The 24,174-nt window shown below is 72.5% G+C and carries 22 protein-coding genes; 7 read left to right on the forward strand and 15 right to left on the reverse strand.

The window, feature by feature from the left end:
* The first annotated feature begins 79 nt into the window (after window positions 1–79).
* Entirely contained in the window at window positions 80–1,150 is a 1,071-nt protein-coding gene (locus ACZ561_RS20520; protein WP_470996878.1) for an RNA ligase (ATP), read from the forward strand.
* A gap of 140 nt (window positions 1,151–1,290) precedes the next feature.
* Here ACZ561_RS20520 and soxR read toward each other — a convergent pair whose 3' ends face one another.
* Complete coding sequence (soxR, locus tag ACZ561_RS20525) at window positions 1,291–1,755, reverse strand: redox-sensitive transcriptional activator SoxR (RefSeq protein WP_470996881.1); 465 nt, start codon at window positions 1,753–1,755, stop codon at window positions 1,291–1,293.
* A gap of 129 nt (window positions 1,756–1,884) precedes the next feature.
* Here soxR and ACZ561_RS20530 point away from each other — a divergent pair, with 129 nt between their 5' ends.
* Window positions 1,885–2,346: a MaoC family dehydratase gene (locus ACZ561_RS20530; protein WP_376434675.1), complete on the forward strand. Its 462-nt coding sequence runs from the start codon at window positions 1,885–1,887 to the stop codon at window positions 2,344–2,346.
* Here the strand turns inward: ACZ561_RS20530 and ACZ561_RS20535 are convergent.
* From ACZ561_RS20535 to ACZ561_RS20545, 3 genes are all read right to left on the reverse strand, one after another.
* Window positions 2,337–2,963, reverse strand: a complete 627-nt coding sequence (locus ACZ561_RS20535) for a TetR/AcrR family transcriptional regulator (protein ID WP_376434677.1) — start codon at window positions 2,961–2,963, stop codon at window positions 2,337–2,339. The two genes, ACZ561_RS20530 and ACZ561_RS20535, sit on opposite strands and share 10 nt — an antisense overlap.
* A gap of 59 nt (window positions 2,964–3,022) precedes the next feature.
* Entirely contained in the window at window positions 3,023–3,310 is a 288-nt protein-coding gene (locus ACZ561_RS20540; RefSeq protein WP_352189895.1) for a YiaA/YiaB family inner membrane protein, read from the reverse strand.
* Window positions 3,311–3,380: 70 nt separating this feature from the next.
* Window positions 3,381–4,532 (reverse strand): acyl-CoA dehydrogenase family protein, encoded by a 1,152-nt coding sequence (locus tag ACZ561_RS20545; RefSeq protein WP_470996886.1) that lies wholly within the window; start codon window positions 4,530–4,532, stop codon window positions 3,381–3,383.
* Between the two features lie 72 nt (window positions 4,533–4,604).
* Here ACZ561_RS20545 and ACZ561_RS20550 point away from each other — a divergent pair, with 72 nt between their 5' ends.
* The 4 genes from ACZ561_RS20550 to ACZ561_RS20565 are packed head-to-tail and all read left to right on the forward strand — an operon-like array spanning window position 4,605 to window position 8,338.
* A complete protein-coding gene (locus ACZ561_RS20550; protein WP_470996888.1) occupies window positions 4,605–5,282 on the forward strand; it encodes a TetR/AcrR family transcriptional regulator in 678 nt (225 codons plus the stop codon).
* Window positions 5,249–6,655, forward strand: coding sequence for an ankyrin repeat domain-containing protein (locus tag ACZ561_RS20555; RefSeq protein ID WP_470996891.1), 1,407 nt, complete (start codon window positions 5,249–5,251; stop codon window positions 6,653–6,655). Before ACZ561_RS20550 ends, ACZ561_RS20555 begins: the two co-directional genes overlap by 34 nt.
* 19 nt (window positions 6,656–6,674) lie before the next feature.
* On the forward strand, window positions 6,675–7,370 hold the full coding sequence (locus ACZ561_RS20560) for an ArsR/SmtB family transcription factor (protein WP_470996894.1): 696 nt from the start codon (window positions 6,675–6,677) through the stop codon (window positions 7,368–7,370).
* 32 nt (window positions 7,371–7,402) lie between these two features.
* On the forward strand, window positions 7,403–8,338 hold the full coding sequence (locus ACZ561_RS20565; RefSeq protein WP_470996897.1) for a DMT family transporter: 936 nt from the start codon (window positions 7,403–7,405) through the stop codon (window positions 8,336–8,338).
* Window positions 8,339–8,348: 10 nt separating this feature from the next.
* Here the strand turns inward: ACZ561_RS20565 and ACZ561_RS20570 are convergent, their stop codons facing one another.
* The 11 genes from ACZ561_RS20570 to ACZ561_RS20620 all read right to left on the reverse strand — a co-directional run bounded on the left by ACZ561_RS20570 (window position 8,349) and on the right by ACZ561_RS20620 (window position 22,664).
* Window positions 8,349–9,434, reverse strand: coding sequence for a zinc-binding dehydrogenase (locus ACZ561_RS20570; protein WP_470996900.1), 1,086 nt, complete (start codon window positions 9,432–9,434; stop codon window positions 8,349–8,351).
* A 121-nt stretch (window positions 9,435–9,555) separates the two neighbouring features.
* A complete protein-coding gene (locus tag ACZ561_RS20575; protein ID WP_470996902.1) occupies window positions 9,556–10,947 on the reverse strand; it encodes an aldehyde dehydrogenase family protein in 1,392 nt (463 codons plus the stop codon).
* Window positions 10,948–11,069: 122 nt separating this feature from the next.
* On the reverse strand, window positions 11,070–11,543 hold the full coding sequence (locus tag ACZ561_RS20580; protein ID WP_470996905.1) for a DUF3574 domain-containing protein: 474 nt from the start codon (window positions 11,541–11,543) through the stop codon (window positions 11,070–11,072).
* Between the two features lie 134 nt (window positions 11,544–11,677).
* Window positions 11,678–12,478, reverse strand: a complete 801-nt coding sequence (locus tag ACZ561_RS20585) for a class F sortase (RefSeq protein WP_470996908.1) — start codon at window positions 12,476–12,478, stop codon at window positions 11,678–11,680.
* A complete protein-coding gene (locus ACZ561_RS20590) occupies window positions 12,465–13,433 on the reverse strand; it encodes a hypothetical protein (RefSeq protein ID WP_470996910.1) in 969 nt (322 codons plus the stop codon). The genes ACZ561_RS20585 and ACZ561_RS20590 overlap by 14 nt, the downstream gene beginning before the upstream one ends.
* A 153-nt stretch (window positions 13,434–13,586) precedes the next feature.
* Window positions 13,587–15,011 carry a CitMHS family transporter gene (locus tag ACZ561_RS20595; RefSeq protein ID WP_470996912.1) on the reverse strand — a complete coding sequence of 475 codons (1,425 nt, stop codon included), beginning with the start codon at window positions 15,009–15,011 and terminating at the stop codon, window positions 13,587–13,589.
* Window positions 15,012–15,145: 134 nt separating this feature from the next.
* Window positions 15,146–17,341, reverse strand: a complete 2,196-nt coding sequence (locus ACZ561_RS20600) for a molybdopterin oxidoreductase family protein (RefSeq protein ID WP_470996914.1) — start codon at window positions 17,339–17,341, stop codon at window positions 15,146–15,148.
* Window positions 17,342–17,417: 76 nt separating this feature from the next.
* Window positions 17,418–18,038 carry a TetR/AcrR family transcriptional regulator gene (locus ACZ561_RS20605; protein WP_470996916.1) on the reverse strand — a complete coding sequence of 207 codons (621 nt, stop codon included), beginning with the start codon at window positions 18,036–18,038 and terminating at the stop codon, window positions 17,418–17,420.
* Window positions 18,039–18,079: 41 nt separating this feature from the next.
* Window positions 18,080–19,357, reverse strand: coding sequence for a hypothetical protein (locus tag ACZ561_RS20610; protein ID WP_470996918.1), 1,278 nt, complete (start codon window positions 19,355–19,357; stop codon window positions 18,080–18,082).
* Window positions 19,354–20,124 (reverse strand): hypothetical protein, encoded by a 771-nt coding sequence (locus tag ACZ561_RS20615; protein ID WP_470997205.1) that lies wholly within the window; start codon window positions 20,122–20,124, stop codon window positions 19,354–19,356. Before ACZ561_RS20615 ends, ACZ561_RS20610 begins: the two co-directional genes overlap by 4 nt.
* Window positions 20,125–20,594: 470 nt before the next feature.
* Complete coding sequence (locus ACZ561_RS20620; protein WP_470996921.1) at window positions 20,595–22,664, reverse strand: right-handed parallel beta-helix repeat-containing protein; 2,070 nt, start codon at window positions 22,662–22,664, stop codon at window positions 20,595–20,597.
* A 142-nt stretch (window positions 22,665–22,806) separates the two neighbouring features.
* On the opposite strand from ACZ561_RS20620, the gene hmgA reads away from it, so the two are divergent.
* Window positions 22,807–24,132 carry a homogentisate 1,2-dioxygenase gene (hmgA, locus tag ACZ561_RS20625; RefSeq protein ID WP_470996924.1) on the forward strand — a complete coding sequence of 442 codons (1,326 nt, stop codon included), beginning with the start codon at window positions 22,807–22,809 and terminating at the stop codon, window positions 24,130–24,132.
* Window positions 24,133–24,174: the final 42 nt, after the last annotated feature.

The following is a 24,174-nucleotide window of genomic DNA, read 5'->3' on the forward strand; positions in this document are numbered from 1 at the left end:
CCCAGGGGGTTTTCACCCGGGCAGAGTGTCCGGCGATGAGAACGCCACGTGACTATCCCTGAGCCGCCGGAGAACCGACATGTCGACACTGCGCGTCACCGCCGAAACCCTGACCGTCCATGACCATCCCAACGCCGACGCGCTGGAGCTGGCCCAGGTCGGCCTCTACCGAGCCGTCGTCGCCAAGGGCGCCTACCGCACGGGTGAGGTCGCCGTCTACATCCCGGAGCAGGCCGTACTGCCGATCGCGCTCGTCGACGAGCTGGGGCTGACCGGGCGGCTGGCCGGAAAGGCGTCGGACCGGGTCAAGGCGGTGCGGCTGCGGGGCGAGTTGTCGCAGGGGATCGTGTGCCGGCCCAAGGCGCTGACCGATGTCGACCTGGCCTCGGCGGCCGCCGAGGGAACCGACTTCGCCGAACTCCTCGGGATCACCAAGTGGGCGCCACCGATCCCGCCGACGATGAGCGGGGACGTGGAGTCCGCGCCGGATCTGCTGCCGTGGGTCGACATCGAGAACCTGCAGCGGTATCCGGACATCTTCGAGCCCGGTGAGCCGGTGGTCCTGACGGAGAAGCTGCACGGTACGGCCTGCCTGGCGACGTATGTCGTCGAGGACGACCGGCTGCGGGTCTCCTCGAAGGGCTTCGGAGCCAAGGGCCTGGCCCTCCAGGAGGACCCGCGCAACCTGTACTGGCGCGCGGTCCACGGCCATGACGTACAGGCGGTGGCGGCGCGGCTCGCCGCGCGCCTCGGCGCGAGCCGGGTCGGGCTGTTCGGTGAGGTGTACGGGGCCGGGGTGCAGGACCTCGGCTACGGCGCGAACGCCCGCAGCGAGGGCGTCGGTTACGCCGTCTTCGACGTGTCGGCCGAGATCGACGGCCAAGTCCGCTGGCTGGACCCGGCCGAGGTCCTGGAGCCCGGCGAACTGCCGCTCGTACCACGGCTGTACACCGGACCGTACGACCTGGACCGGGTGCTGGAGGTGGCGAACGGCCGGGAGACCGTCTCCGGGCGGGAGCTCCATCTGCGGGAGGGTGTCGTGATCCGCCCGGTGACGGAGCGGTACAGCCCGGTGGTCGGTGGCCGCGCCATCGCCAAGGCGGTCAGCCCGGCCTATCTGACCCGTAAGGGCGGCACCGAGTACGAGTGATCCGCCCGCCGCCGGAACCGAGGGGCCCGTCCACGGGGGTGGCGGGCCCCTCTCCGTACGTGCGGACGGCCGGCCCGCGGGGACCGGGGTGGCCTTCGAGAACGGCCCGGCGCTCCGGTGCCCGTCCTCCGGGCGGACCCCTAACCCTCCCGGCGCTCCGGCAGCAGCCGCGAGCCCGTCATCCGTTCGCCGATGACGTCGTCGGGGTTGGACAGCACGCAGTTCTGCAGCGACAGGCATCCGCAGCCGATGCAGTCCGTCAGATGGTCGCGCAGCCGTCCGAGCTGCTTGATCCGCTCGTCCAGCTCCGTGCGCCAGGCCGCCGAGAGCCGCGCCCAGTCCTCGTTGGTGGGGGTGCGCTCCTCGGGGAGTTCGGCGAGCGCGTCGCGGATGGTCGCGAGCGGGATGCCGACGCGCTGCGCGGCCCGGATGAAGGCGACCCGGCGCAGGATGTCGCGGCCGTAGCGACGCTGGTTGCCGCTGGTGCGGCGGCTGCTGATCAGGCCCTTGGACTCGTAGAAGTGCAGGGCGGACACGGCGGCGCCGCTGCGCGCGGACAGCTGGCCGACGGTGAGTTCGTGGATCTTCTCTGGAATCTGCGGCACTCCCCGAACCCTACTGCTCGACCCTTCCGACCCGTTGACAGAGCCCTCCGCCCCAGCCAGACTAAGCAGTCGCTTAGATATGCGTCGAGCGACAGGCGTCAAGCCGGGTGAGAGACAGGGAGCAGGGACATGGCCGAGCCGAGGATCTTCACCTCCGCCGAGGAGCTGCGCGCCGGAGTCGGCGAGCAGCTGGGGCACAGTGACTGGCTGGAGATCGAGCAGAAGCGGATCGACCTGTTCGCCGACGCGACCGGTGACCACCAGTGGATCCACGTGGACGCGGAGCGTGCGGCCGCCGGGCCGTTCGGGAAGACCATCGCGCACGGCTATCTGACGCTGTCGCTGCTGCCGACCCTGGTCCCGCAGATCATGCGCGTCGAGGGCATGAAGATGGGCATCAACTACGGCACGGAGAAGGTGCGCTTCCCCTCCCCCGTACCCGTCGGCTCGCGGCTGCGCGCGACCGCCGTGCTGACGAACGTCGTCGAGGCGGGTGGCGGTGTGCAGGTCACCGCGACCGTGACCGTGGAACGCGAGGGCGGCGACAAGCCGGTCTGCGTCGCCGAGTCGGTCTCGCGCTACTACTTCTGAGCGCCGACCATCCGCAGGACGAGGTCGGCATAGAGCGCGCCGACCTCGTCCGGAGTCCGGCGGCCCGACACGTTGAACCAGCGCGACACGTCGATGCACAGCGAGAGCACCGCGACGGTGGTGCCGGACACGTCCGGGACGTCGAACTCCCCGGCCGTCACGCCCTCGTTGATGATCCTGCGCACGGCCGCGTCGGACTCGCGGCGCAGCTCGACGATCTCGGCGCGGTGCTCGGGGCCGAGCGCGTCGAGCTCGTACTGCACGACCCTCGCCGTGGTGTGCCGCTCGGCGTGCCAGCGGACGAAGGACCGCACGGCGTCCGCGAGCCGCTCCCCCGCCGTTCCCTCACCGTCGGCGGCGTCCCGGAGGATCTCCAGGGCCTTGTCGTGACCGATGCGGCTGATCCGGTGGAGCAGCTCTTCCTTGGTCTTGTAGTGGATGTAGAGCGCGGCCGGGCTCATGCCGGCCCGGCCCGCGATGTCCCGGGTCGTCGTGGCGTGGTACCCGCGCTCGGCGAACGCCTCGACGGCCGCGACGAGCAGCCGCCTGGCCGCCTCCGGCGTGACCTCGCCCCACGGCATGTCCTCGCCGCCGGGCGTCTCCTCCGCCACGCTCATCGCTCGCCCCTCACTCCAGCTGTCGGAACGAACACCATACAACGAAGCTGAGCAAGCGCTTAGAGCTTCTGGAAGGGGTCGTGCTCGGCGAGGAGCTTCTCGAGGCGGGCCTGGTCGACCCGGCTGACGATCTGACCCGCCTCCTGGCGGTCGCGGACGACCTTGGCGAGCGTGAAGGCCGAGGTGGTGAGGTAGAGGACGGCGATGGCGAGGAAGGCGCGCACCCAGGCGTCGGCGTCCAGCTGGTAGACGCCGATCGCCACGGCGGCGAGCGCGAGCCCGAAGGAGATGACGGCCTGCAGGTGGTAGGCGGCGGTGTTCTGCTGCTTGACGGGTGTGTCGCTCATGGAGGAAGCATCGGACGGATGTGGCGCCCGCCACATCCGTCCGGATACTCAGCGGCGCACCGCGAGGTACTCAGAACGCCGAGACGCCGGTGAGCGCCCGCCCGATGATCAGCTTCTGGATCTGGCTGGTGCCCTCGTACAGCGTCATCACGCGGGCGTCCCGCAGCAGCTTGCCGACCGGGTACTCGTCGATGTAGCCGTAGCCGCCGAAGACCTGGAGGGCGTTGTTCGCGGCGCGGACCGCGGCCTCGGAGGCGTACAGCTTGGCCTTCGACGCGGCGGTGGCGAACTCCTGACCGCGGTCGATCAGATCGGCGACGCGCCAGGTCAGCAGCCGCGACGCGTCCACGTCCACGGCGATGTCGCTGATCAGCTCCTGCACCAGCTGGTACGAGGCGATGGGCTTGCCGAACTGCTCCCGCTCGCCCGCGTAGCGGACGGCCGCGTCGAGCGCCGCCTGTGCGATGCCGACACAGCCGGCGGCGACCGACATCCGCCCCTTGGCCAGGGCGGACATGGCGATGGAGAAGCCCTTGCCCTCCGGGCCCAGCATCGCGGAGGCGGGGACGCGGACGTCCTCGAGGACCAGTTCGGCGGTCGCCTGGCCGCGCAGACCGAGCTTGCCGTGGACGGTGCGGCGCGAGAGGCCCGGGGTGTCCGTGGGCACGAGGAAGGCGGAGACGCCCTTGTGGCCCGGCGTGTCGTTCGTCCGCGCGAAGAGCAGGACGACATCGGCCCAGGTCCCGTTGGTGATGAACATCTTCGAGCCGTTGACGACGTACGCGTCCCCGTCGCGGACGGCCCTGGTGGCGAGGCTGCCGGCGTCCGAACCGGTGCCGGGCTCCGTGAGACCGAAGCAGCCGAGGGCCTCACCCGCGGCGAGCCGGGGCAGCCAGGCCCGCTTCTGCTCCTCGTCGCCCCACGCCGCGATGGTCTTGGCGACGAGACCGAGCGAGACGGAGACGATGCCGCGCACGGAGGAGTCGCCGCGCCCGAGCTCCTCGGTGACCAGGCAGTAGGCGAGGTGGTCGCCGCCCGAGCCGCCGTACTCCTCCGGGATCGTGAGGCCGAGGAAGCCGACGGCGCCGAGCTTCTTGACGATCGAACGGTCGACGCTCTCGGCGCGGTCCCACTCGACGACGTGCGGGGTGACCTCGCGGGCGACGAAGTCGTGGGCGAGCTGCCGTACGGCTTCCTGTTCCTCGCTGAGCTCCAGGTTCACTGCGCCACCGACCTTCGTGAAGACTTTAATTAGCACTGCTAGTTTCCTGCGGGCAGGCCTACTATGTGCGCCATGGCCCGACCGCGCAAGCCCCTCCTCAGCCGAGACCGGATCGTCGAGACGGCGAGCGCGCTCGTGGACGCGGAGGGCCTCGCCGCCGTCTCCACCCGGCGCCTCGCCGCGGAGCTGGGGGTCAGCGGGCCGTCGCTCTACAACCACTTCCGCACGAAGGACGAGATCCTCGACGCGGTCGCCGACGCCGTCAGCGCGAAGGTCGATCTGTCGATGTTCGAGGAGGGCGACGAACGCGACTGGCGCACGGCCCTGCACGACTGGGCGGCCTCCTACCGCGCGGCCCTCGCCGACCACCCGAACATCGTCCCGGTCCTGGCACAGGGCCCCGGCCGCCGCCCGGCGGGCCTGAAGGTCGCCGACGCGGTCTTCGGCGCGATGGTCCGCGCGGGCTGGCCGCCCGCCCAGGCGACCTACATCGGCGCGCTGATGCGGTACTTCGTCACCGGCTCGGCGCTGGGCTCCTTCGCCCGCGGCTTCGTCGACGACGAGACGGCCTACGACCCGGCGGACTACCCTCACCTGGGCCAGGCGCACCTCCTGGCGGAACACCGCCAGAAGGTCGACGAGGGCGCGTTCGAGACAGGACTGCGGGCGCTGCTCGACGGACTGGCGATGCGGTACGAGACAGGGGTACGGGGAGCATGGGCCAGGCAGGAGACGACGAGCGGCTCGTAGCGGCGGTGCGGGCGGGGGACGGGGAGGAGGTCGAGCGTCTTCTCGGCGCGGGCGCCGACCCGGAAACGGTGGCGGAGGACGGGCTGCCGGTGCTGTGTCTGGCGGTCGCCGCGTACGACGCGGAGGTCGCCGAGGTCCTGGTGGAGGGCCGGGCGGACCCGGACCGGGTGCTGCCGGACGGCACGACACCGCTGTCGCGGGCGGTCGACGGCGGCTCTCCCGCCGTCTTCTACGCCGTCCTGGAGCGCGACCCCGGGACACGGCTGCCGAGGTCTCAGCAGGAACGGCTGCTCGGAATCGCCCGCTCCTGGTACGAGACCGGCGCGGAGGCCGAACTGCGGCGCAGGACCGGCGCCTCGGGGCCGGCCGAGACGGTCCGGATCCGGGACGACGAGTCCGACACCGTCGACCAGGTGTCGCTCGGCGGGCTGACCGTCCGCGCCGGGCACGGAGCGATCCTGACTTCGCTCGAGCGGTCCTTCGGCGTCCTGACACCGGCGGAGGTGCTGATGGGGCGGGCGCTCGCGGACCCGGACCCGGAACACGCGGACCGGTCGGCCGTCCTCTTCCCGCTGGGCCTGCGGCTCGACCGGGAGTCCTGGTCGGCGGTCCTCTCAGCCCGCCACCCCTCGGAGCGCGACCGCAGGCTGTTCGCGCTCCAGGTACTGCGGTACGCCGACACGCTCGGTTTCCTGGGCGAGACCCGGCTCGAGCGCGGGGAGCCGGCCGCCCTCCTCGCCTCCTGGACGGCCGACGAGAGCGACCCGAAGGTCCTGTGGGAGATCCTCGACACCTACATCGGCCTCGGCCACCCCGAGGAGGAGGCGATCGGCCTCCGGCTCGCCGGCCATGCCGACCCCGACATCCGCGCCTCGGTCCCCCTCGCCCTCGGCGGTGACGAGGGCGCGTCCCTGGGCGCGGACGCCCGCCGTGCCCTGTTCGCTCTCACCCGGGATCCGCATCCGAACGTGCGCGCGTCCACCTCCGAGGCCCTGAGCCACTGGCAGCAGAGGTTCACCGAGGCCGGGGAGCCGGCCGAGGCCGCCGAGTTCGCGGAAGCGCTGCTCGCCCTGGCCCGGGACCCAGATCCCGGCGTCCGGGGCGGCACCGCGGCGACACTCGCCACGTGCCCGGACCGCTCCCCCGCCGTAGCCGACACGCTGTGGCGGCTGCTCGACGAGGACGAGCAACTGGTGCGCCTGGAGGCCGCGTACGGGCTCGCCCTGCGCGACGATCCGCGCACCGAGGACGCGTACGAGCGGGTGGGACGGCTCCCATGGGAGCCGTGCTTGCTCGCCGAGGACCACCGCCTGATCGAGCTCCACGCCTACCGGTCGCGCCACCGGGACGGTTCGGCGGACGCCGAACCGTGAGTGCGGCACCCTGGTAGCCATGGCCGCAAAAGACCTCGCCGCCCTCGCGGCGCTCCTCGCCGATGAGACCCGCGCCGCCTTTCTCCTCGCCCTGCTCGACGGGCGGGCCTGGACCGCGGGGGAGTTGGCGCGCCACGCGCGCGTGGCGCCGTCCACGACCAGCGAGCACCTCGGGAAGCTCGTCGCGGGCGGGGTGCTCGCCGAGGAGCGGCAGGGGCGGCACCGGTACGTGCGCCTTGCCGACGCCGGGATCGCCCACCTCGTCGAGGACCTGGCCGCCCGCTCCGAGCCCGCGCGGAAGGCGCCGCCGCAGTCGCTGCGGGCCGCGAGCGCGGGGCAGGCGATGGCGCGGGGGCGTACCTGCTACGACCATCTCGCCGGGCGGCTGGGCATCGCGATCACCGAGGCGATGACCGTGCGCGGACTGCTGCGTCAGGACACCGGGTTCGCGCTCACGGACGCGGGCGTGGAGTGGTTCGGGGAGCTGGGGATCGCCCTCGCGGCCAGGGGGCGGCGGCCCGTCGCCCGCGGCTGCCTCGACTGGACCGAGCGGAAGCCTCATCTGGCGGGGATCGCGGGCGCGGCGCTCTGCCGGCACGCGCTCGACGCCGGCTGGTGCGTACGGATCGGGTCCGAGCGGGCCGTGAAGGTGACCCCGCAGGGCGAGCAGGCGCTGCGGCTGGCCCTGGGGATCGAGCCGGAGACAATTCGGTGAGCGCCGAAGGGTCCAGGGCATACGGTCGCCCCATGACCGACTCACCCGGCTCCCCCGCCACCTCCCGCCTGGCGCTCGCCGCCGCCGCTGTCACCGTCGTCCTGTGGGCCTCCGCCTTCGTCTCGATCCGCAGCGCGGGGGCCGCCTATTCCCCCGGCGCGCTCGCCCTGGGCCGGCTCCTCGCCGGGGCTCTCGTCCTCGGAGCGGTCCTGCTGATACGGCGGGAGGGGCTTCCGTCACGGGCGGCCTGGCCGGGGATCGCGGTGTCCGGACTCCTGTGGTTCGGCGCCTACATGGTGGTCCTCAACTGGGGCGAGCAGGAGGTCGACGCCGGCACGGCGGCGATGGTCGTGAACATCGGGCCGATCCTGATCGCGCTGCTCGGCTCCCGCTTCCTCGGCGAGAAGCTGCCGCCCCGGCTGATCGCGGGGATGGGGGTCTCCTTCGCCGGCGCGGTCGCCGTCGGGTTCTCGATGTCCGGCGCGGGGCACGCCTCCGTCCTCGGCGTGGTGCTCTGCCTGCTCGCGGCCGTCGCGTACGCGGGCGGTGTGGTCGCGCAGAAGCCCGCCCTGGCCCACGGCAGCGCGCTGCAGATCACGACCTTCGGGTGCCTGGTCGGCACCGTGGCGTGTCTGCCGTTCGCCGGGCAGCTCGTCGACGAGGCGAGCCGGGCGCCGCTCTCCGCGACGCTGAACATGGTGTACCTCGGGGTGTTCCCGACCGCCCTCGCCTTCACCACCTGGGCCTACGCCCTGGCCCGTACGACCGCGGGCCGGATGGGCGCGACGACGTACGCCGTGCCCGCACTGGTCGTCGTCATGGCGTGGGTGTTCCTCGGCGAGCTCCCCGGGCTGCTCACGCTCGGTGGCGGGGCGCTGTGCCTGGCGGGCGTGGCGGTCTCGCGCTCCCGGCCGAAGCCCCCGTCGAGGACTCCGGCCGACAGCGTCGAGGCCGCGGAAACCGTCTGACCGGGGCCGTCTAGAAGACGACGAGCGCCCGGCCGCCCTTGCCCGCGAGCATGTTGTCGAACGCGCCCGGGATGCCGTCCAGGGTGATCCGCTCGGTGACCAGGGCGCCCAGGTCGAGGCGGCCGGCCCGGATGTGTTCGGCGAGGACGGGCAGGTCCACGGCCGGGTCGGAGTTCCCGTACACGCAGCCGGACAGGGTCCGGCCCCAGTGGAAGAGCTCCAGGGCGTTGAAGGTGACCTGCTGGTCCTTGCCGCCGATGCCGACGACCGTGGTGCGACCGCCTCGCCGGGTGGAGTCCCAGGCGGTACGGATGGTGGTGGCGCGGCCGACGCACTCGACGGCCACGTCGGCGCCCTGGCCACCCGTCAGCTTCCGGATCTCCTTGGCGGTGGTCTCGGAGGCGACGACGTACTCCGTCGCCCCGGCGGCCCGCGCCAGGGCCTCCTTCTCGGGCGACACGTCGACCGCGATGATCGGCGAGGCGCCCGCGACGCGGGCGGCCTGGAGGGTGGCGAGGCCCACGCCCCCGACACCGAAGACGACGACGGACTCCCCCTCCCGGACCCGCGCCGAGTGGTGGATCGCGCCCCAGCCGGTGAGGACGGCGCAGCCGAGGAGTGCCGCGTCCGTGAGCGGGACCCCGTCCGGGACGGGCAGGACGCAGTTCGCCGCGACCACGGTCTCCTCCGCGAAGGCGGCCACGTTGAGACCGGGGTGGAGGTCGACGCCGTCCTCGGTGGCGGCGTACACGCTCCCGGCGCCGGTCAGCGCGTCGGCGCAGAGCCAGACCTCGCCGAGCGAGCAGGGGTGGCAGGTTCCGCAGGACGGCGCCCAGTTGAGGACGACGCCGTCGCCGGGGGCGACGTGGGTGACGCCCTCGCCGACGGAGACGACCGTGCCGGCGCCCTCGTGGCCGAGGACGGCGGGGACGGGCACCCGCATCGTCCCGTTGGAGAGGGACAGGTCGGAGTGACAGACCCCGGCCGCGGCGAGGCGCACCCTGACCTGGCCGGGGCCGGGCTCGGGCAGTCGGATACCGGCTATCTCCAGCGGAGAGCCGACGGCGGGCAGGAAGGCGGCGCGGACCACGCTCATGACGCGTCTTGCTCCTCAGGGACTCGGAACAGGCTCGGAAGGGCTCGGAGCAGGCTGGGAACAGGCAGGCTCGAACACGCTCAGCGGGACCGGAGCGGGGTCGGAACCGGCTCGGAAGGGCTCAGAACTGGAGGGACTTGGTCTGGAGGTACTCGGCGAGGCCGTGCGCGCCGAGTTCACGGCCTACGCCCGACTGCTTGTAACCGCCGAAGGGCGCCAGCGGATTGAAGCGGCCGCCGTTGATGTCGACCTGGCCCGTGTCCATCCGGCGGGCGAAGGCGACGGCCGCCTCCGGCTCGCCCCAGACCGCGCCGGCGAGCCCGTAGACGGTCCCGTTGGCGATGGCCAGGGCGTCCTCCTCGTCCTCGTACCGCAGGATCGAGACGACCGGGCCGAAGATCTCCTCCTGGGCGATGGTCATGTCCGGGGTGACGTCGGCGAAGACGGTCGGGGAGACGTAGTAGCCGGTCTCGCGCGGCGCCTCGGGGCCGCCCGCGACGATACGGGCGCCCTCCTCGACGCCCTTCTCGATGTAGCCGCGCACCCGCTGCTGCTGCTTGGCGTTGACGAGAGGGCCGACGCGCTCGCCGGGGACGTACTTCTTGACGGCCTCGGCGGCCAGCGCCACCGCCTCGTCGTACCGGTCGGCGGGGACGAGCATCCGGGTCCACGCGCTGCACGTCTGACCGGAGTTGGCCATGACGTTGGCGATGCCGACGGCGACGGCCCTGCCGAGGTCGGCGCTCGGCAGGATGACGTTGGCCGACTTGCCGCCGAGTTCCAGGGCGACCCGCTTGACGGCGCCGCCCGCGAGGGCGCCGATCCGCCTGCCGACGGCCGTCGAGCCGGTGAACGAGACGAGGTCGACGCCCTCGTGCTCGGCGAGCGCCTGGCCGGCGACCGGGCCGAGGCCGGTGACGAGGTTGAACACACCGGCCGGGATGCCCGACGCGTGGACCGCCTCGGCGAAGAGCTGGGCGGTCAGCGGGGTGTCCTCGGCGGGCTTGAGGACGACGGTGCAGCCGGCGGCGAGCGCGGGGGCGACCTTGGCGACGATCTGGTGGAGCGGGTAGTTCCACGGGGTGATCGCGCCGACGACACCGACGGGCTCGGAGTAGACCGTGGAGGTGCCGACCTTCTCCTCGAAGGAGTGGGTGGCTGCGAGCTCGGCGTACGAACCGGCGACGGCGATCGGCAGTCCGGCGTGGACCGTGGCCGCCAGCTGGGGCGGGGCGCCGAGCTCGGCGGTGACCGTGGCGGCGATCTCCTCGGCGCGGGCCGCGAGGGCGTCGCGGAGCGCGCCGATCAGCTTGGCGCGCTCCGCCGGCGGGGTGGCGGCCCAGCCGGGGAACGCGGCCCGCGCCGCGTGGACGGCGGCGTCGACGTCCTCGGCGGTTCCGGCGGGAACATGGCCGATGACCTGCTCGTCCGCCGGGTTGACGACCGGAATGGTGTCGGTGGAGGCGGCGGGGCGCCACTCCCCGCCGATGTACATCGCGTCGTGGCTCTTCATCCGCTGTCTCCTCTGCGCCTGTTCCCAACCTACCGGCCGGTTCGTCGTCCGCGACCCAAACTAGCGCTGATAGTTTTTCGGCGCCAGAGCCTTCTTCCCGCAGTCCCTTCCCTCCCGCCGACTCAGAAGTCGGCGCGGGTCGGCTCGTCCAGCCGGGCCACGGACTCCTGCCCGAAGGCCTTCTTGTACGCCTCCCTGACCTGCTCGATCCGCGGGTCGTGAAGCCGCGCCTCGGCGGCCGGGTAGAACAGGATCAGCTCGTACGATCGCTCCCGCTCGATGGTGCCGTTCACGTCACGCCACTGTCCACGCCCGTCCTGGACCGTCAGGCCGGCCGGGAACCCCGGCGTGACCTCCTTGTCGACGAAGGCCATGAACTGCTGATCGGTGACGTCCGGGCCGCCGTCGGGGCGCTCCGTCCCGAAGAACAGCCGTGTCTCGACATACGCCGTGCCGCGCGTCTGTGCCGTGACGGCGACAGGGGAGACCGCGTCCTCGTCGAGGGTGGCGTACGCGGCGGGGGCGCCGACCGCGATCAGCAGCCCGGCGGTGGCGACGGCGACACGGCTACGGGTGGTCAGCAGACGAAGGGGCATGTGCGCGTCCTTGTGGCTCGGGGCCGGGGGCCCGAGGTTCCTGAGGCTCGGTAACTCCCCGGGAACGGACCGGTTCCACCCTTCCCGGCCGAACCGTCGCGTCGCCGCCCCCCGAACGGAGGACGACGCCCGGGTCAGATCTCCCCGGCGATGTCGGTGAGATGGGCGTAGACGACGATGTTCGACTCGTACCCCTTCTTCGGATCGAACGAGCCACCACAGGTGAGCAGCCTCAGTTCGGGGCGGCCCGTGGAGCCGTACACCTCCCGGTCGGGGAATTGCTCCTTCGTGTAGGTGCGGACCTTGTCGACGGTGAAGACGGCGACCCGGCCGTCGGCGCGGGCGACGCGGACGGTGTTCCCGGGGGCGAGCGAGTCGAGGTTGAGGAAGATGGCAGGCCCGGTACGGGTGTCACGGTGGCCGACGACGACCGCCGTGCCGCGTTCACCCGGGGCCGGGCCGTCCTTGTACCAGCCGACGATCCGGGGGTCGTCGGCCGGCGGGGTGCCGAGCCGCCCGGCGGAGTCCAGTCCCAGGCCGAGCACCGGGGCCTCGATGGTGATCGCCGGGACGGCGATGCCGGTGGGGCGCGAGCGGACCAGGGGCGCGGGCAGCGGATCGCCCTTGGGTGCGGGCCGGGCCTTGGGCGCGGCCGGAGCCCCGGGCCGCGGCTGCGCCTTCGGGGGGGCCGAGGCCGTGGGCCGCGGCTGCGCCTTGGGCTTCTCGTCGGGGTGCCGACCGGATCCGGCCGGGGCGGCGGGGGGTTCCGCACCCGCCCCGTGCGCGGCCGGGGCGGCGATCGGCGGGCCGGACGGTTCCTCGTCCTGGGCCCACCAGATGCCGCCACCGACCAGCGACAGGGTCACCACCACCGTCCGGGTGAGCCGGAGGAGGCGCCGCTGTCTGCGCGTGAAGCGGGACCTACGCGGCGCCATCGGTGCGGCGGCGCGACCGACGGACGAGGATCAGGCCGACCGTACCCGCGAGGGCGGCGGCGATGGCCGATCCGACCCCGAAGGCGGAGCCGTCCGTCCCGGTGGTGTCGGCACTGCCGCCACCACCCGCGCCGACCGGGCCCTGCGGGGGCTTGGTGGCGCTGCCACCGCTGCCACCGGTCCAGCCGTTCGCGCTGCTGGTGCTGGACGGGCTCGCGCCGTTGCCGGTGACGCCGTTGCTCGTGCCGCCGTTCCAGCTGCTGGTCCCGCTGGTGGTCCCGCTGGTGGCGGTGCCGGTCCCGCCGTTCCAGCTACCGGTTCCGCCGGTGGCATTGCTGGTGGCGCTGCTGGTCCCGCCGGTGGCGTTGCCGGTCCCGCCGTTCCAGCTGCCGCTGCCGTTGGCCGTCCCGCCGTTCGCGCTGCTGCTGGATGCGGTGCTGCCGTTCCCGGTGCCGCCATTGCCACTGTTTGCTGCGGCTCCCCCGTTGCCGCCACTGCCGTTCGTCGGGGGCGGGCCGGCGCTGTCGTCGCAGTCGACTCTGAAGATCTTGCTCTTCTCCGGGCCCTGTTGGCCCTCCCAGGTCCACTCGACCTTGTACCTGCCGTCGGCGAGCGTCAGATCCGGGCTGATCCCGTGCCCCGAGGCGTCGATGGGAATCGAGCCGCTCGTCGTGACGCTGTCCACCGGCGGCTGGGGCGTGATGGCCCAGTTGATGCTCTGGAGTCCGTCGAAGTTGAAGGCGGCGAAGTAGAACGTGCAGACGGAGGGATTGTTGACCGGGCTGTTCTCGCCCGTGCGGGACACCTCGCCCGGGCGTCCGGCATGGTGGACCTTGATGTCGCCGTCGTCGCCGGGGGCGGCGACGGCCGCGGGCGCACCGGCCAGGGTGGCGCCGCCGAAAGCCAGGGTGACCAGCGCGGCGGACAGTAGGGGACGGACAGCCAGAGCGGTCATACGAGGGTTCCTCCAGTCATGAAGACATCAGATGATCAACCGATAATCTGACTTTCTGTCATGACAGAAATACGGAGGGTGGCAGCAACGCCGCCCACCCTCCGACTTTCACTCCCCCGGCGGAGGAATCACTCGCCCTCCGCCGACCGCGGGCTAGATGACGCCGAAGAGGATCCCGGCCGCGAGGACCACCAGCGAGGTGAGCGCCGCCCACTTCACCGTGAACCTGGTGTGGTCGCCGAACTCCACCTTCGCCATACCGACGAGGACATAGACGGCCGGAACCAGCGGGCTCGACATGTGCAGGGCCTGGCCGGCGATCGAGGCGCGGGCGATCTCCAGCGGGGACACGCCGTGGGCCGCGCCCGCCTCGGCGAGGACCGGCAGGACACCGAAGTAGAAGCCGTCGTTCGACATGAAGTACGTCAGCGGCAGGCTGAGCACGCCCGTGACCAGGGCCATGTGCGGGCCCATGCCCGCAGGAATGGCGCCCACCAGCCAGTCGGCCATGTGCTTGACCATGCCGGTGCCGGTCAGGACCCCGGTGAACACGGCGGCCGCGAAGACCATGCCGGCGACATTGAGGACGTTGTCGGCGTGGGCACCGATCCGGGCCTTCTGATCGGCCATGTTCGGGTAGTTGACGGTGAGCGCGAGCGCGGCGCCGAGCAGGAACAGGACCGGGATCGGCAGCAGTTCGAGGATCATCGCGGTGAGCAGCGCGACGGTGAGGCCGGCGTTGAACCAGTACAGCTTGGGTCGCAGGGTCGGGCGGTTCGGGTCGAGCCCGGGGAAGCCCTCATCGGAAGCCCCCTCGGGCTGCCCGGAGGCTGCACCGGGCAGCCCGAGGGCGTCACCGGCACCGCCGGAGCCGCCGGACGCCTTCGGGGTTTCCGTACCGGCACCGGTCTTCACCAGGACGGTCTCGGTCTGCGTCGGCTCGAGGACCTCGTCCAGGGTGAGGTAGCCGATGCGCTTGCGCTCGCGGCGGCCGAGGACGTACGCGAGGAGGAAGACGAAGAGCAGGCCCATGCCGAGCGCCGGGATCATCGGGACGAAGATGTCGGCCGCGTCCAGCTTGAGCGCGGTCGCGGCGCGGGCGGTGGGGCCGCCCCAGGGCAGGGTGTTCATGACGCCGTTGGCCGTGGCGGCGACACCGGTCATGACGACCAGGCTCATCCCGAGCCGCTTGTAGAGCGGATACATCGCCGAAACGGTGATCATGAAGGTGGTGGAGCCGTCGCCGTCGAGCGAGACGATCGCGGCGAGCGCCGCCGTACCGACCACCACCCGCACCGGGTCGGCCTTGCAGAAGCGCAGGATGCCCCGGACGATCGGGTCGAAGAGACCGACGTCGATCATCACGCCGAAGTAGACGATGGCGAACATCAGCATCGCCGCGGTGGGCGCCAGCTTGCCCACGCCTTCGAGGACGTAGTCGCCGAGCTGGGCTCCCTGCCCGACGACGACGCAGAACAACGCGGGAATCAGCACGAGCGCCGCGATCGGCGACATCTTCTTCATCATGATCAGGACCAGGAAGGTCGCGATCATGGCGAAGCCGAGGACGGTCAGCATGGAGGACACCTCACGTTCACCCTTGAACTCCCACCGGGGCGGCTCCCACCGGTGCGGCGTTCGGATGACGTTAGGTGCCCCCTTCCGCGGTTAACAAGATGTCGACGCGTGAGCAATACGAGCAAAACCCCAGGTCACGGCAGGGGTGACAGCTCCACGGGGAAGCCGTTGAGCACGGCGGTGCCGGACAGCGGGTCCAGCCGGGTGCCGTCGAGGAGCTGGTTCACATTGACCCCGGGGCGTGCGGCGGCGACCGCGAGACGGGTGCCCGGACGGTCGTGGCCCCAGCCGTGCGGCAGGCTCACCACCCCGTTCCGTACGGTGTCGGTGATCTCCACCTCGGCCTCCAGCTCGCCGCCCTCGGCCGCGATCCGGGCGGGCTTGCCGTCGGCGAGGCCGAGCCGGTCGGCGTCGTCCGGGTGGATCTGGAGGGTGCACCGGTTCGAGCCGCTGTTGAGGGACGGCACGTTGTGCAGCCAGCTGTTGTTGGAGCGCAGATGCCGCCGGCCGACGAGGACGAGGCCGCCCGGTTCGGTGTCGAGGGCGGCGCGCAGCCGGGGCAGATCGGCGGCGATCGGCGCGGGCAGCAGCTCGACGCGTCCGCTGCGGGTCTTGAGTAGCCCGGGGACGCGGGGCTTCAGCGGGCCGAGGTCGATGCCGTGGGGCGCCCGGCGGAGGGCTTCGAGGTCCAGGTCGTACGGGCCGAGGCGCAGCATCATGTCGAGGCGCCGCTCGGGCCCGGTCGCGCCGCTCAGTTGGGCCGCGACGGCCTTGGGGTCGGCGCCGTGGACGGGCGAGTGATCCTGCGCGACGGCCTTGGCGAGGGTGGTGTCGATGGCGAGGTCGTCGACGGCCGAGGGCGGCGCGCCGTGCATCCCGGAGACGGCGAGGATCAGCCGGGCGTGGATCTCGCACTCGTCCATGCGTCCCTCTTCCAGAGGGACGGCGGCTGGCGTGAAGCGGGCCTGGTTGCGGACGGCGAAGTTGTTGAAGGCGAAGTCGAAGTGCGCGCTCTGCGAGGGTGGCGGCGGGGGCAGCAGGACATCGGCGTGGCGCGTGGTCTCGTTGAGGTACGGGTCGACGGCGACCATGAAGTCCAAGGTGCTCAGGGCCGCGTCGAGACGCGTGCCGTCGGGTGCGGACAGGACGGGGTTGGCGGCGACGGTGATCACGACGCGGATTCGCCCCTCCCCCTCCGTCTCGATCTCCTCGGCGAGGGCGGCCATCGGGATCTCGCCCTTGGCCTCCGGGTGACCGGAGACGCGGCTGCTCCAGCGGCCCAGGGCGAAGCCCTTGCCGGGTCCCGCCGGGCGGGGCGCGGGGGCGGTGGCGGCGAGCGGGAAGAGCGCGCCGCCGGGGCGGTCGAGGTTGCCGGTGAGGACGTTGAGGACGTCGACGAGCCAGTTGGCGAGCGTGCCGTACGCGACGGTGGAGCTGCCCATGCGGCCGTAGACGGCGGCCGTGGGTGCGGCGGCCAGTTCCCGGGCGATGGTGCGGATGGTGTCGGCGTCCAGGTCGCAGGCGGTGGCGACGGCCTCGGGCGTGAAGTCCCGTACCGCTTCCCGTACCTCCTCCACTCCCTCGATGTGCTCGGTGAGCGCGCCGAGGTCCGTGAGGTCCTCGGCGAAGAGGGTGTGGACGAGCGCGGCAAGGAAGAAGGCGTCGGCGCCGGGGCGGATGGCGACATGGCGATCGGCGAGCCGGGCCGTGCGCGTACGGCGCGGATCGACGACGGTGAGGGTGCCGCCGCGCCTGCGCAGCGCCTTGAGCTTGCCGGGGAAGTCGGGGGCGGTGCAGAGACTTCCGTTGGAGTCCAGGGGGTTGGCGCCGAGCATCAGGAGATGGTCGGTGCGGTCCAGGTCCGGTACGGGGATGGCGAAGGGGTCGCCGAAGAGCAGTCCGCTGGAGACGTGCTTGGGCATCTGGTCGAGCGTGGAGGCGGTGAACAGGTTCCGCGTGCGCAGCGCGCCGAGCAGCAGGGGCGGGTAGAGCGCGCCGGCCATGGTGTGGACGTTCGGGTTGCCGAGGACGACGCCCACCGCGTTCGGGCCGTGCTCCTCGATCAGGGGCCGGACGCGGGCGGCGATCGCGTCGAACGCCTCGGTCCAGGTGGCTTCCTGGAGGATGCCGCCCTTGCGGACGAGGGGCCCGGTGAGGCGGTCGGGGTCGGCGTCGACCTCGCCGAAGGAGGCGCCCTTGGGGCAGATGAAGCCCTGGCTGAAGACATCGTCGCGGTCCCCGCGAGCTCCGGTGACACGGGAGCCGTCGAGGGTGAGGGTCAGCCCGCAGGTGGCTTCGCAGAGCGGGCAGATACGCAGGGCGGTGGACATGGCGGGCTCCCTGGGGCGGCGGCTGTGACGCGCGGGCACCAGCGAGCATACCGACCGGTACGCACGGTGGGGAGGGTCATGTCAGCGAGGGTGCGAGATAGGCGTAGAGAAGCTCGCGGATCTCCGCGACGAGCCCCGGGTCCCCGGACGGGTCCGTGCGGAAGGCGAGCTGGAGCAGCGCGTCGGCGGCCTCGACGCCGACCAGCACCTTGCGGCGCAGGACGTCGTCGGTGGTACGGCCGAGATGGTCGGCGAGCAGCCCGCAGAGGCGGTCGGCGACGAGGTGGTTGGCATCCTCGCCCGGCCCCTCGCCGGCGGGCGGGGCCGGGACGCCGAAGTCGACGAGCGCGAAACCGGGCACCGTGCGCTTCATGGCGATGTACTCGTCCAGGACGCCGTCGATCGCGCTGTACGCGTCGACGTGTCCGGCCACGGCGAGCCGGGCGGCGATCCGCTCGGCGTAACGGTCGAGGTTGCGCTGGGCGAGGGCGTCGGCCATGGCGCGCTTGTTGCCGAAGAAGCGGTAGACGGAGCCGATGGGGACACCCGCGCGGACGGCGACGGCGCGGGTGCTCAGCTGCTCGTAGCCGGTCTCGTCGAGGAGTTCGGCGCAGGCGTCGAGGATCCGGGCGAGGCGCTCGGCGCTGCGCTGCTGGACGGGGGTGCGGCGGAGTGAGGGCGGGGGCACGGGGTCCATGATGCCGCTCCGATCCTGGTTCGGGTCAGGAGATGCGCGGGTCAGGCGATGAGCAGGCCGATGCCGCCGAGGGTGTACGCGATCATCAGCGCGAACAGCGGGAGTTGGCCGGCCACCGCCCGGGCGGGCGGGAAGAGGCGCACGGAGCGGTCGTGGGCGGCCACGACGCCGAGGACATGACCGGTGACGATCGCGGCGACCTGGAGGGTGGCGAGGCCGCCGGGACTCAGGGGTGGGGCGGGCGCGGGGGCGTTGTCGGTGCCCGCTGCCATCATGACCGTACGTGGCCCTTCGGTGACGAAGAGTGTGAAGTAGTGCGCGACGAGATAGCCGAGGGCGATCGGCAGGAGGGAGTGGGCGAAGGACGTGAGGGGGTGGGTGAGCGTGCGGGACATGAGGCGCAGGGTGCCGGCGCACAGGGCGTAGAGGACGGTGACGAGGGCCACGGCGGCGAGCAGGCCGAGGGTGGCGGTGAGGGTCGGGCCGAGTGCGGAGGTCTGGAGGGTGGTGACCCAGCGGGGGTTGTCGGAGATGCCGTCGTAGGCGGTGGAGCCGAGGAGGACGCTGACGGTGGCGACGAGGCCGGGGGTCTGTGGGGTGGAGTCGAGGCCGTCGAAGGGCGAGCGCAGGACGAGTCGGCCGTCGGCGCGGCGGCCGAGCGGAGAGAGTCGGGCGAGGAGGGAGGAGTAGGCCTCGAAGGGGTCGGCGTGGGCGAACCAGTCCGGGCCGTGGCGGGCGGCGCCGAGGAGGCCGGTTGCAGTGAGGACGGCGAGGAAGGTCAGGAGGGTGGTGGTGGACGCGGGGTCGGGGGCGGCGAGTTCGAGCCAGGCGAAGAGGAGGAGTCCCGCGGCGGCGGGGCGGATGCCGAGACCGGCGGGCACGGGGCGAGGGGCCCGGGCCGCGGGGAGCAGGGCGTGGAGGGTGCGCAGGGGGTTGAGGAGGCGCCAGACGGGGCCGAGGAGGAGGGAGGCGGGGACGAGCCCGACCCACAGCAGGACGTAGACGGCGCCGGGGGCGGGGTTGCGGTCGGGATCGTCGGGCCCGAGGAGGAGATGGAGCAGGACGGCGAGGCCGGCGCCCGCGCCGATGAGACGGAGGGCGGTGCGGGTGGCCGGGGCGTCGGCGAGGCGCTGGACGGCTGCGGGCAGGGGGCGGCCCGCCCGGTCTCCTCGGAAGCGGGAGGAGGACCAGAGGAGGCCCAGGGCGAGGAAGGAGACGAAGAGCGCGGCGAACGCGCCGGCGTAGGCGTAGAAGGGCGAGAGGGGGAGGTCGTGCTGGGAGCCGACTCCGTGGGCGAGGAGGCGCGCGGGAGCGGTCACCGGACGACGAGTTGGGTCAGCAGGAGTCCGGACTCATGGGTCTCGACCTCGAAGAGTCCGGTGCGGTCGGCGGTCAGGGTGAGGGAGGCGGGTTCGCCGGGGGCGAGGGGCAGTTCGCGGTCGTAGCCGTGGACGTGGAGGGTGTCGGCGCGGTCGCTGGTGACGCGAAGGGTGATGCGCTCGCCCTTCTTCAACTCGACGCGGGAAGGGGGTGGTTGTACGGATGTGCCGGTGACGGTGATCTCGACGGTCCGGCCGGCGGCTGTGGCGGTGGCGGTCGGTGTCGCGGCGGCCGGAGGCGCGCCCACGGTGGGCGCGGCGCCGGTCAGGGGGACGGTGGCCTCGATCGGCTTGCCCGCGACGGCCCAGACGGTGTGGTCGTCCGCGTGGAGGCGGACGGTCACGGTGCGCGCGCCGGGCGGGATGTGGTGCCAGGGTCCGTAGGCGCGGCCGGCCTCCTTGCCGTCGACGAGGAGCCGGGCGTGCCCGCGGCCCGGGATCGCGGCGCCGCCGACGCTCTCGGGGGTGAAGCGGAACCTCTCCACGGTCAGGTGGATGTTCCAGCCGCCCTCGGTGTCGGGCCGCGCATCGGCCCGTACGGCGGGGGCGCCCGCGACGGGCACCTCCCGCAGCCGGTGCCCGGCCTCGTCCTTCGCCGGGAGCAGCGTCCCGCTGCCCCCGGTCGCCTCCTGGTGGCTGGTGCCCGGCTTGTGGTGCGTGGTGGCCCGGCCGCCGCACCCGACGGCGAGAACGACGGCGAGAACGATCCCACCGAGGGCGGCCGCACGCCGGGCAGCGGTCCCGCCCCGGCCGGCCGAGACGCGGGAGGCCGAGGCGCGGGAGGCCGAGGCGCGGGAGGCCGAGACGCGGGAGGCCGAGGCGCGGGAGGCCGAGGCGCGGGAGGCCGAGGCGCGGGAGGCCGAGGCGCGGGCGACTGCTCTCCCGCCGGTCCCACGCACCGCGGCGCCTCCCCGGCCGGCCCCACGCACCGCAGACCCTCCCCCGGTCTCACGCACCGCGGCGCTTCCCCCACCGGTCCCACGCACCGCAGACCCTCGCCCACCGATCCCATGCACCGCAGACCCTCCCCCGGTCCCACGCACACCAGACCCACCCGCGCCGGTCCCACGCACCGCAGACCCTCCCCCGCCGGCCCCCCGCGCCGCGGCGCCTCCTCCGGTCCTGCGCAGTGCGGCCGCTTCGGTCGTCGCGGGAGTGCCGGTCGTCGGCTCGGCACTCATGCCCGGCCTCCAGCGGTCTCGGCGGCCTCGTCCCGCGGTGCGGACGAGGCGACGGAGGCCGGTGGGGTGCGGCGGCCGGCCGCCACCACGGCCCAGAGCACCCAGAGCACGGCGAGGAGTCCGCGCAGCCAGGCCGGGCTCAGGGGGATCCAGGGGATCATCAGGACGGCCTTGTCGAAGGCATCGAGGAGGGTGAGGGCGCCGAGGGCGACGGTGGTCCAGGCGAAGGCGGGGCGGGTCGGCCGCAGGGCCAGGCCGAGCGCCGTCCACCAGGCGCCGATGAGCAGCAGCGCCAGGGCGGGGACGGGGCCCGAGGACAGGCCGAGGGTCGAGCCGGCCACGTCCAGCGCCAGGCCCGCGAGGCCCACGAGGGTCGCCGCGCCCGCGAGCCGGCTGCCGCGGAGCCTGCGCCACCACAGGACACCGCCGACCAGGGCGAGGACGACCGCGACCGCCAGGGCGAGCTGGGTCTCGACGCGCTGGATGCCCCGCGCCCCGTACCAGTCGCAGCCGGCCGGCAGCCGTCGCGCCTGGACGCTGTAGTCGGCGCAGACGAGGAGGTGGGCCAGCTTGGCCGGTTCGCCGACGAGCCGGTCGGTGTTCCCCGAGACCTCGCCCCGCCGCGTCCCGCACTCGGGCAGGGCGCCCGGGCTGGACGCCCCGGCGTCGGCCTGCCAGCAGTTGCCGCCGCCCTGGCCGTCCCACCACACGTCCGCGCGGTTGGGGCGGGAGGCGCCGGAGCGGTCGACGCCCAGGTGGTTGCCGGCGTAACGGTTGTGGTGGGAGGTGTCGGTCTGCTTGCCCCAGTCGGACTCGCCGCGGATGAAGGCGGGGACGGCGCTCAGGAAGAAGGCGGCGCGCTGGTGCCCGTACACCCAGTTGTTCTCGTACAGGTTCCAGTTGCCGCCCGCCGTGATGATGCCGGTGCCGGGTGGCATGGAGATCTGCGGGCAGACGACGCCCTGTTCGTAGCCGCGCTCGACGGGCGGCTTGGCGCAGGTCCCGTCGGCGACGTGGCGGTAGTAGTTCTGGTTGTTGTCGTGGATCAGGTTCCGCTCGAAGCGGGCGTGGTTCTGCGGAAGTCCGGGGTGGCCGGGGAAGGCGGAGTCCATCGACGCGCCGCCCATGTTGTGGTCGAACTCGTTGTCGTGGACATAGACCGAGTCCCCGGCCGTGCCCGAGTAGCCGACCATGTTGTGGTGGCTGCGGCAGCCGGTGATCTCGATGGAGTAGCGCGGGACGTCGTAGCCGCGGCCGTCGTTGATGTCGGAGGCCGAGCCGGGGTAGATGCCGGAGTCGCCGTTGCCGTACGACTCGCAGTTCTTGTACAGGCCGTGGTCGGAGGCGAAGGTCAGGAAGCCGTACTCGTCGTTCCACCGGGTCAGCACGTTGTCGATGACGAATCCGTCGCCGGCGAGCACGTACAGCGAGTTGAAGGTGGTGCGCTGGGCGGTGAAGTTGCGGAAGTAGATCCCGTCGGACTCGTCGGCCCGGATCGCGTTGAGCTTGGTGTACTTGGCGTCGAAGACGACGTCGAGGCGCGAGGCGCCGGTGCCCTCGATCTGGAGGTTCTTCTTGCCGAGGATCGCGACCAGGTTCTGGTTGTGGGGGCACTGCTTCTGCTGCTCGTACGACAGGATCTGGTAGCCGAGCGCGGAGTTCGGCGCCTTGAGCGAGGCGCAGGCGCCGGTCGGCGCGGGCTGTGAGGGCTCCTCCTCGTACAGGCCGGGCAGGACGGCGATGGTCATGCCGGGTCGGTCGACGGCGTCGACGGCCTGTTGGAGATGGCGGTAGCCGGTCCGCGTACAGCGTTCGAACAGGGCCAGGTTCCGGGCCTTCGCCTCGGCCGGGAAGCCGGAGACGCGGCGGGTGAAGTCGGCCCGGTCGGTCTTGCAGACCAGCAGATCGGGTTCCCCGGTGCGCAGCGTCGGCACACTGCCGGAGCCGTCGGGGAAGGTGACGGGCCGCTCCTCGTGGGCCTGGGCCCCGGGAGCGGTGACGAGGGCGGCGGCGAGCGCCGCGAGAACGACCGAGAGCGCGACAAGGAGCCTACGGGTCCACGACATGCGCGTGAGAGTAGAGCAATGTTCATGTTTTGGAACCCCTTCTGCACGCATCACGTCGAACCGTGACCCGTTGACGCGAGCGGTCGCGGAATCCTACGGTCATCCATAGGATTCCTTTGCGGGCTCAGGACAGGAGCGGGCGATGACCACGGAACAGCCGACGGAGCAGGCCAGGAAAGTGGCCGAGGCGCTGGACTACAGCACCGGCTTCGGCAACGAGCACAGCTCGGAGGCGGTGCCCGGCGCGCTGCCGCACGGCCGCAACTCGCCACAGCGCGCCCCTCTCGGTCTCTACGCCGAGCAGCTCAGCGGCAGCGCCTTCACCGAGCCCAGGGCGCACAACCACCGCTCGTGGCTCTACCGCATCCGGCCCTCGGCCGCGCACCCGCCGTTCGCCCGGATCGACAACGGCGCGTTGCGTTCGGCCCCCTTCACCGAGACCGTCCCCGACCCCAACCGGCTGCGCTGGAACCCGCTGCCCGACCCGGCGCCGGGCACGGACTGGCTCGCCGGCCTGTGGACCCTCGGTGGCAACGGCGACGCCACCCAGCGCGCCGGCATGGCCGTGCACCTGTACCACGCGAACGCCTCCATGGACCGGGTCTTCAGCGACGCCGACGGCGAGCTGCTGATCGTCCCCGAGCGCGGCGGGCTCCTGCTCCGCACCGAGCTGGGCCTGCTCGCCGCCCGCCCCGGCGAGGTCGCGCTGATCCCGCGCGGCGTCCGCTTCCGCGTGGAGCTCCTGGACGACAGTGCCCGCGGATACGTCTGCGAGAACTACGGGGCGCCCTTCCAGCTCCCCGATCTCGGCCCGATCGGCGCCAACGGCCTGGCCAACGCCCGCGACTTCCGCGCGCCCGTCGCCGCCTACGAGGACGTCGAGGGTCCGGTCGAGGTAGTCAACAAGTACTGCGGAAACCTCTGGTCGGCGACGTACGGCCACTCCCCGCTCGATGTCGTCGCGTGGCACGGCAACCACACCCCGTACGTCTACGACCTGCACCGTTTCAACGTCATCGGGACGATCTCGTACGACCACCCGGACCCGTCGATCTTCACGGTGCTCACCTCGCCGTCCGACACCCCGGGCCTGGCGGGTGTCGACTTCGTGGTCTTCGCGCCGCGCTGGCTGGTCGGCGAGGACACCTTCCGCCCGCCGTACTTCCACCGCAATGTGATGAGCGAGTACATGGGCCTGATCGAAGGCGCCTACGACGCCAAGGCGGAGGGCTTCGTGCCCGGCGGAGGCTCGCTGCACAACATGATGTCCGCGCACGGCCCGGACCGGGAGACCTTCGACAAGGCGAGCGCGGCGGAGCTGAAGCCGCAGCGGATCGACGACGGTCTTGCCTTCATGTTCGAGACCCGCTGGCCCGTCACCGCCACCGGCCAGGCCGCGAACGCCGACCATCTGCAGAAGGGGTACGACGACGTGTGGCAGGGTCTGGAGCGCCACTTCCGGCCGTAGAGTCTCGTAGCCGTCGAGTCTCGTCGTAGTCGTCGTACGGAG

Source organism: Streptomyces sp. NPDC039609, assembly GCF_055596705.1.

What these genes read in the sequence shown, in the direction of transcription:
- ACZ561_RS20520 (WP_470996878.1), top strand. Translation starts at nt 80, where the DNA reads ATGTCGACACTGCGCGTCACCGCCGAAACCCTGACCGTCCATGACCAT.
- ACZ561_RS20530 (WP_376434675.1), top strand. Translation starts at nt 1,885, where the DNA reads ATGGCCGAGCCGAGGATCTTCACCTCCGCCGAGGAGCTGCGCGCCGGA.
- ACZ561_RS20535 (WP_376434677.1), bottom strand. Translation starts at nt 2,963, where the DNA reads ATGAGCGTGGCGGAGGAGACGCCCGGCGGCGAGGACATGCCGTGGGGC.
- ACZ561_RS20540 (WP_352189895.1), bottom strand. Translation starts at nt 3,310, where the DNA reads ATGAGCGACACACCCGTCAAGCAGCAGAACACCGCCGCCTACCACCTG.
- ACZ561_RS20550 (WP_470996888.1), top strand. Translation starts at nt 4,605, where the DNA reads ATGGCCCGACCGCGCAAGCCCCTCCTCAGCCGAGACCGGATCGTCGAG.
- ACZ561_RS20555 (WP_470996891.1), top strand. Translation starts at nt 5,249, where the DNA reads ATGGGCCAGGCAGGAGACGACGAGCGGCTCGTAGCGGCGGTGCGGGCG.
- ACZ561_RS20560 (WP_470996894.1), top strand. Translation starts at nt 6,675, where the DNA reads ATGGCCGCAAAAGACCTCGCCGCCCTCGCGGCGCTCCTCGCCGATGAG.
- ACZ561_RS20565 (WP_470996897.1), top strand. Translation starts at nt 7,403, where the DNA reads ATGACCGACTCACCCGGCTCCCCCGCCACCTCCCGCCTGGCGCTCGCC.
- ACZ561_RS20570 (WP_470996900.1), bottom strand. Translation starts at nt 9,434, where the DNA reads ATGAGCGTGGTCCGCGCCGCCTTCCTGCCCGCCGTCGGCTCTCCGCTG.
- ACZ561_RS20575 (WP_470996902.1), bottom strand. Translation starts at nt 10,947, where the DNA reads ATGAAGAGCCACGACGCGATGTACATCGGCGGGGAGTGGCGCCCCGCC.
- ACZ561_RS20580 (WP_470996905.1), bottom strand. Translation starts at nt 11,543, where the DNA reads ATGCCCCTTCGTCTGCTGACCACCCGTAGCCGTGTCGCCGTCGCCACC.
- ACZ561_RS20585 (WP_470996908.1), bottom strand. Translation starts at nt 12,478, where the DNA reads ATGGCGCCGCGTAGGTCCCGCTTCACGCGCAGACAGCGGCGCCTCCTC.
- ACZ561_RS20590 (WP_470996910.1), bottom strand. Translation starts at nt 13,433, where the DNA reads ATGACCGCTCTGGCTGTCCGTCCCCTACTGTCCGCCGCGCTGGTCACC.
- ACZ561_RS20595 (WP_470996912.1), bottom strand. Translation starts at nt 15,011, where the DNA reads ATGCTGACCGTCCTCGGCTTCGCCATGATCGCGACCTTCCTGGTCCTG.
- ACZ561_RS20600 (WP_470996914.1), bottom strand. Translation starts at nt 17,341, where the DNA reads ATGTCCACCGCCCTGCGTATCTGCCCGCTCTGCGAAGCCACCTGCGGG.
- ACZ561_RS20605 (WP_470996916.1), bottom strand. Translation starts at nt 18,038, where the DNA reads ATGGACCCCGTGCCCCCGCCCTCACTCCGCCGCACCCCCGTCCAGCAG.
- ACZ561_RS20620 (WP_470996921.1), bottom strand. Translation starts at nt 22,664, where the DNA reads ATGTCGTGGACCCGTAGGCTCCTTGTCGCGCTCTCGGTCGTTCTCGCG.
- hmgA (WP_470996924.1), top strand. Translation starts at nt 22,807, where the DNA reads ATGACCACGGAACAGCCGACGGAGCAGGCCAGGAAAGTGGCCGAGGCG.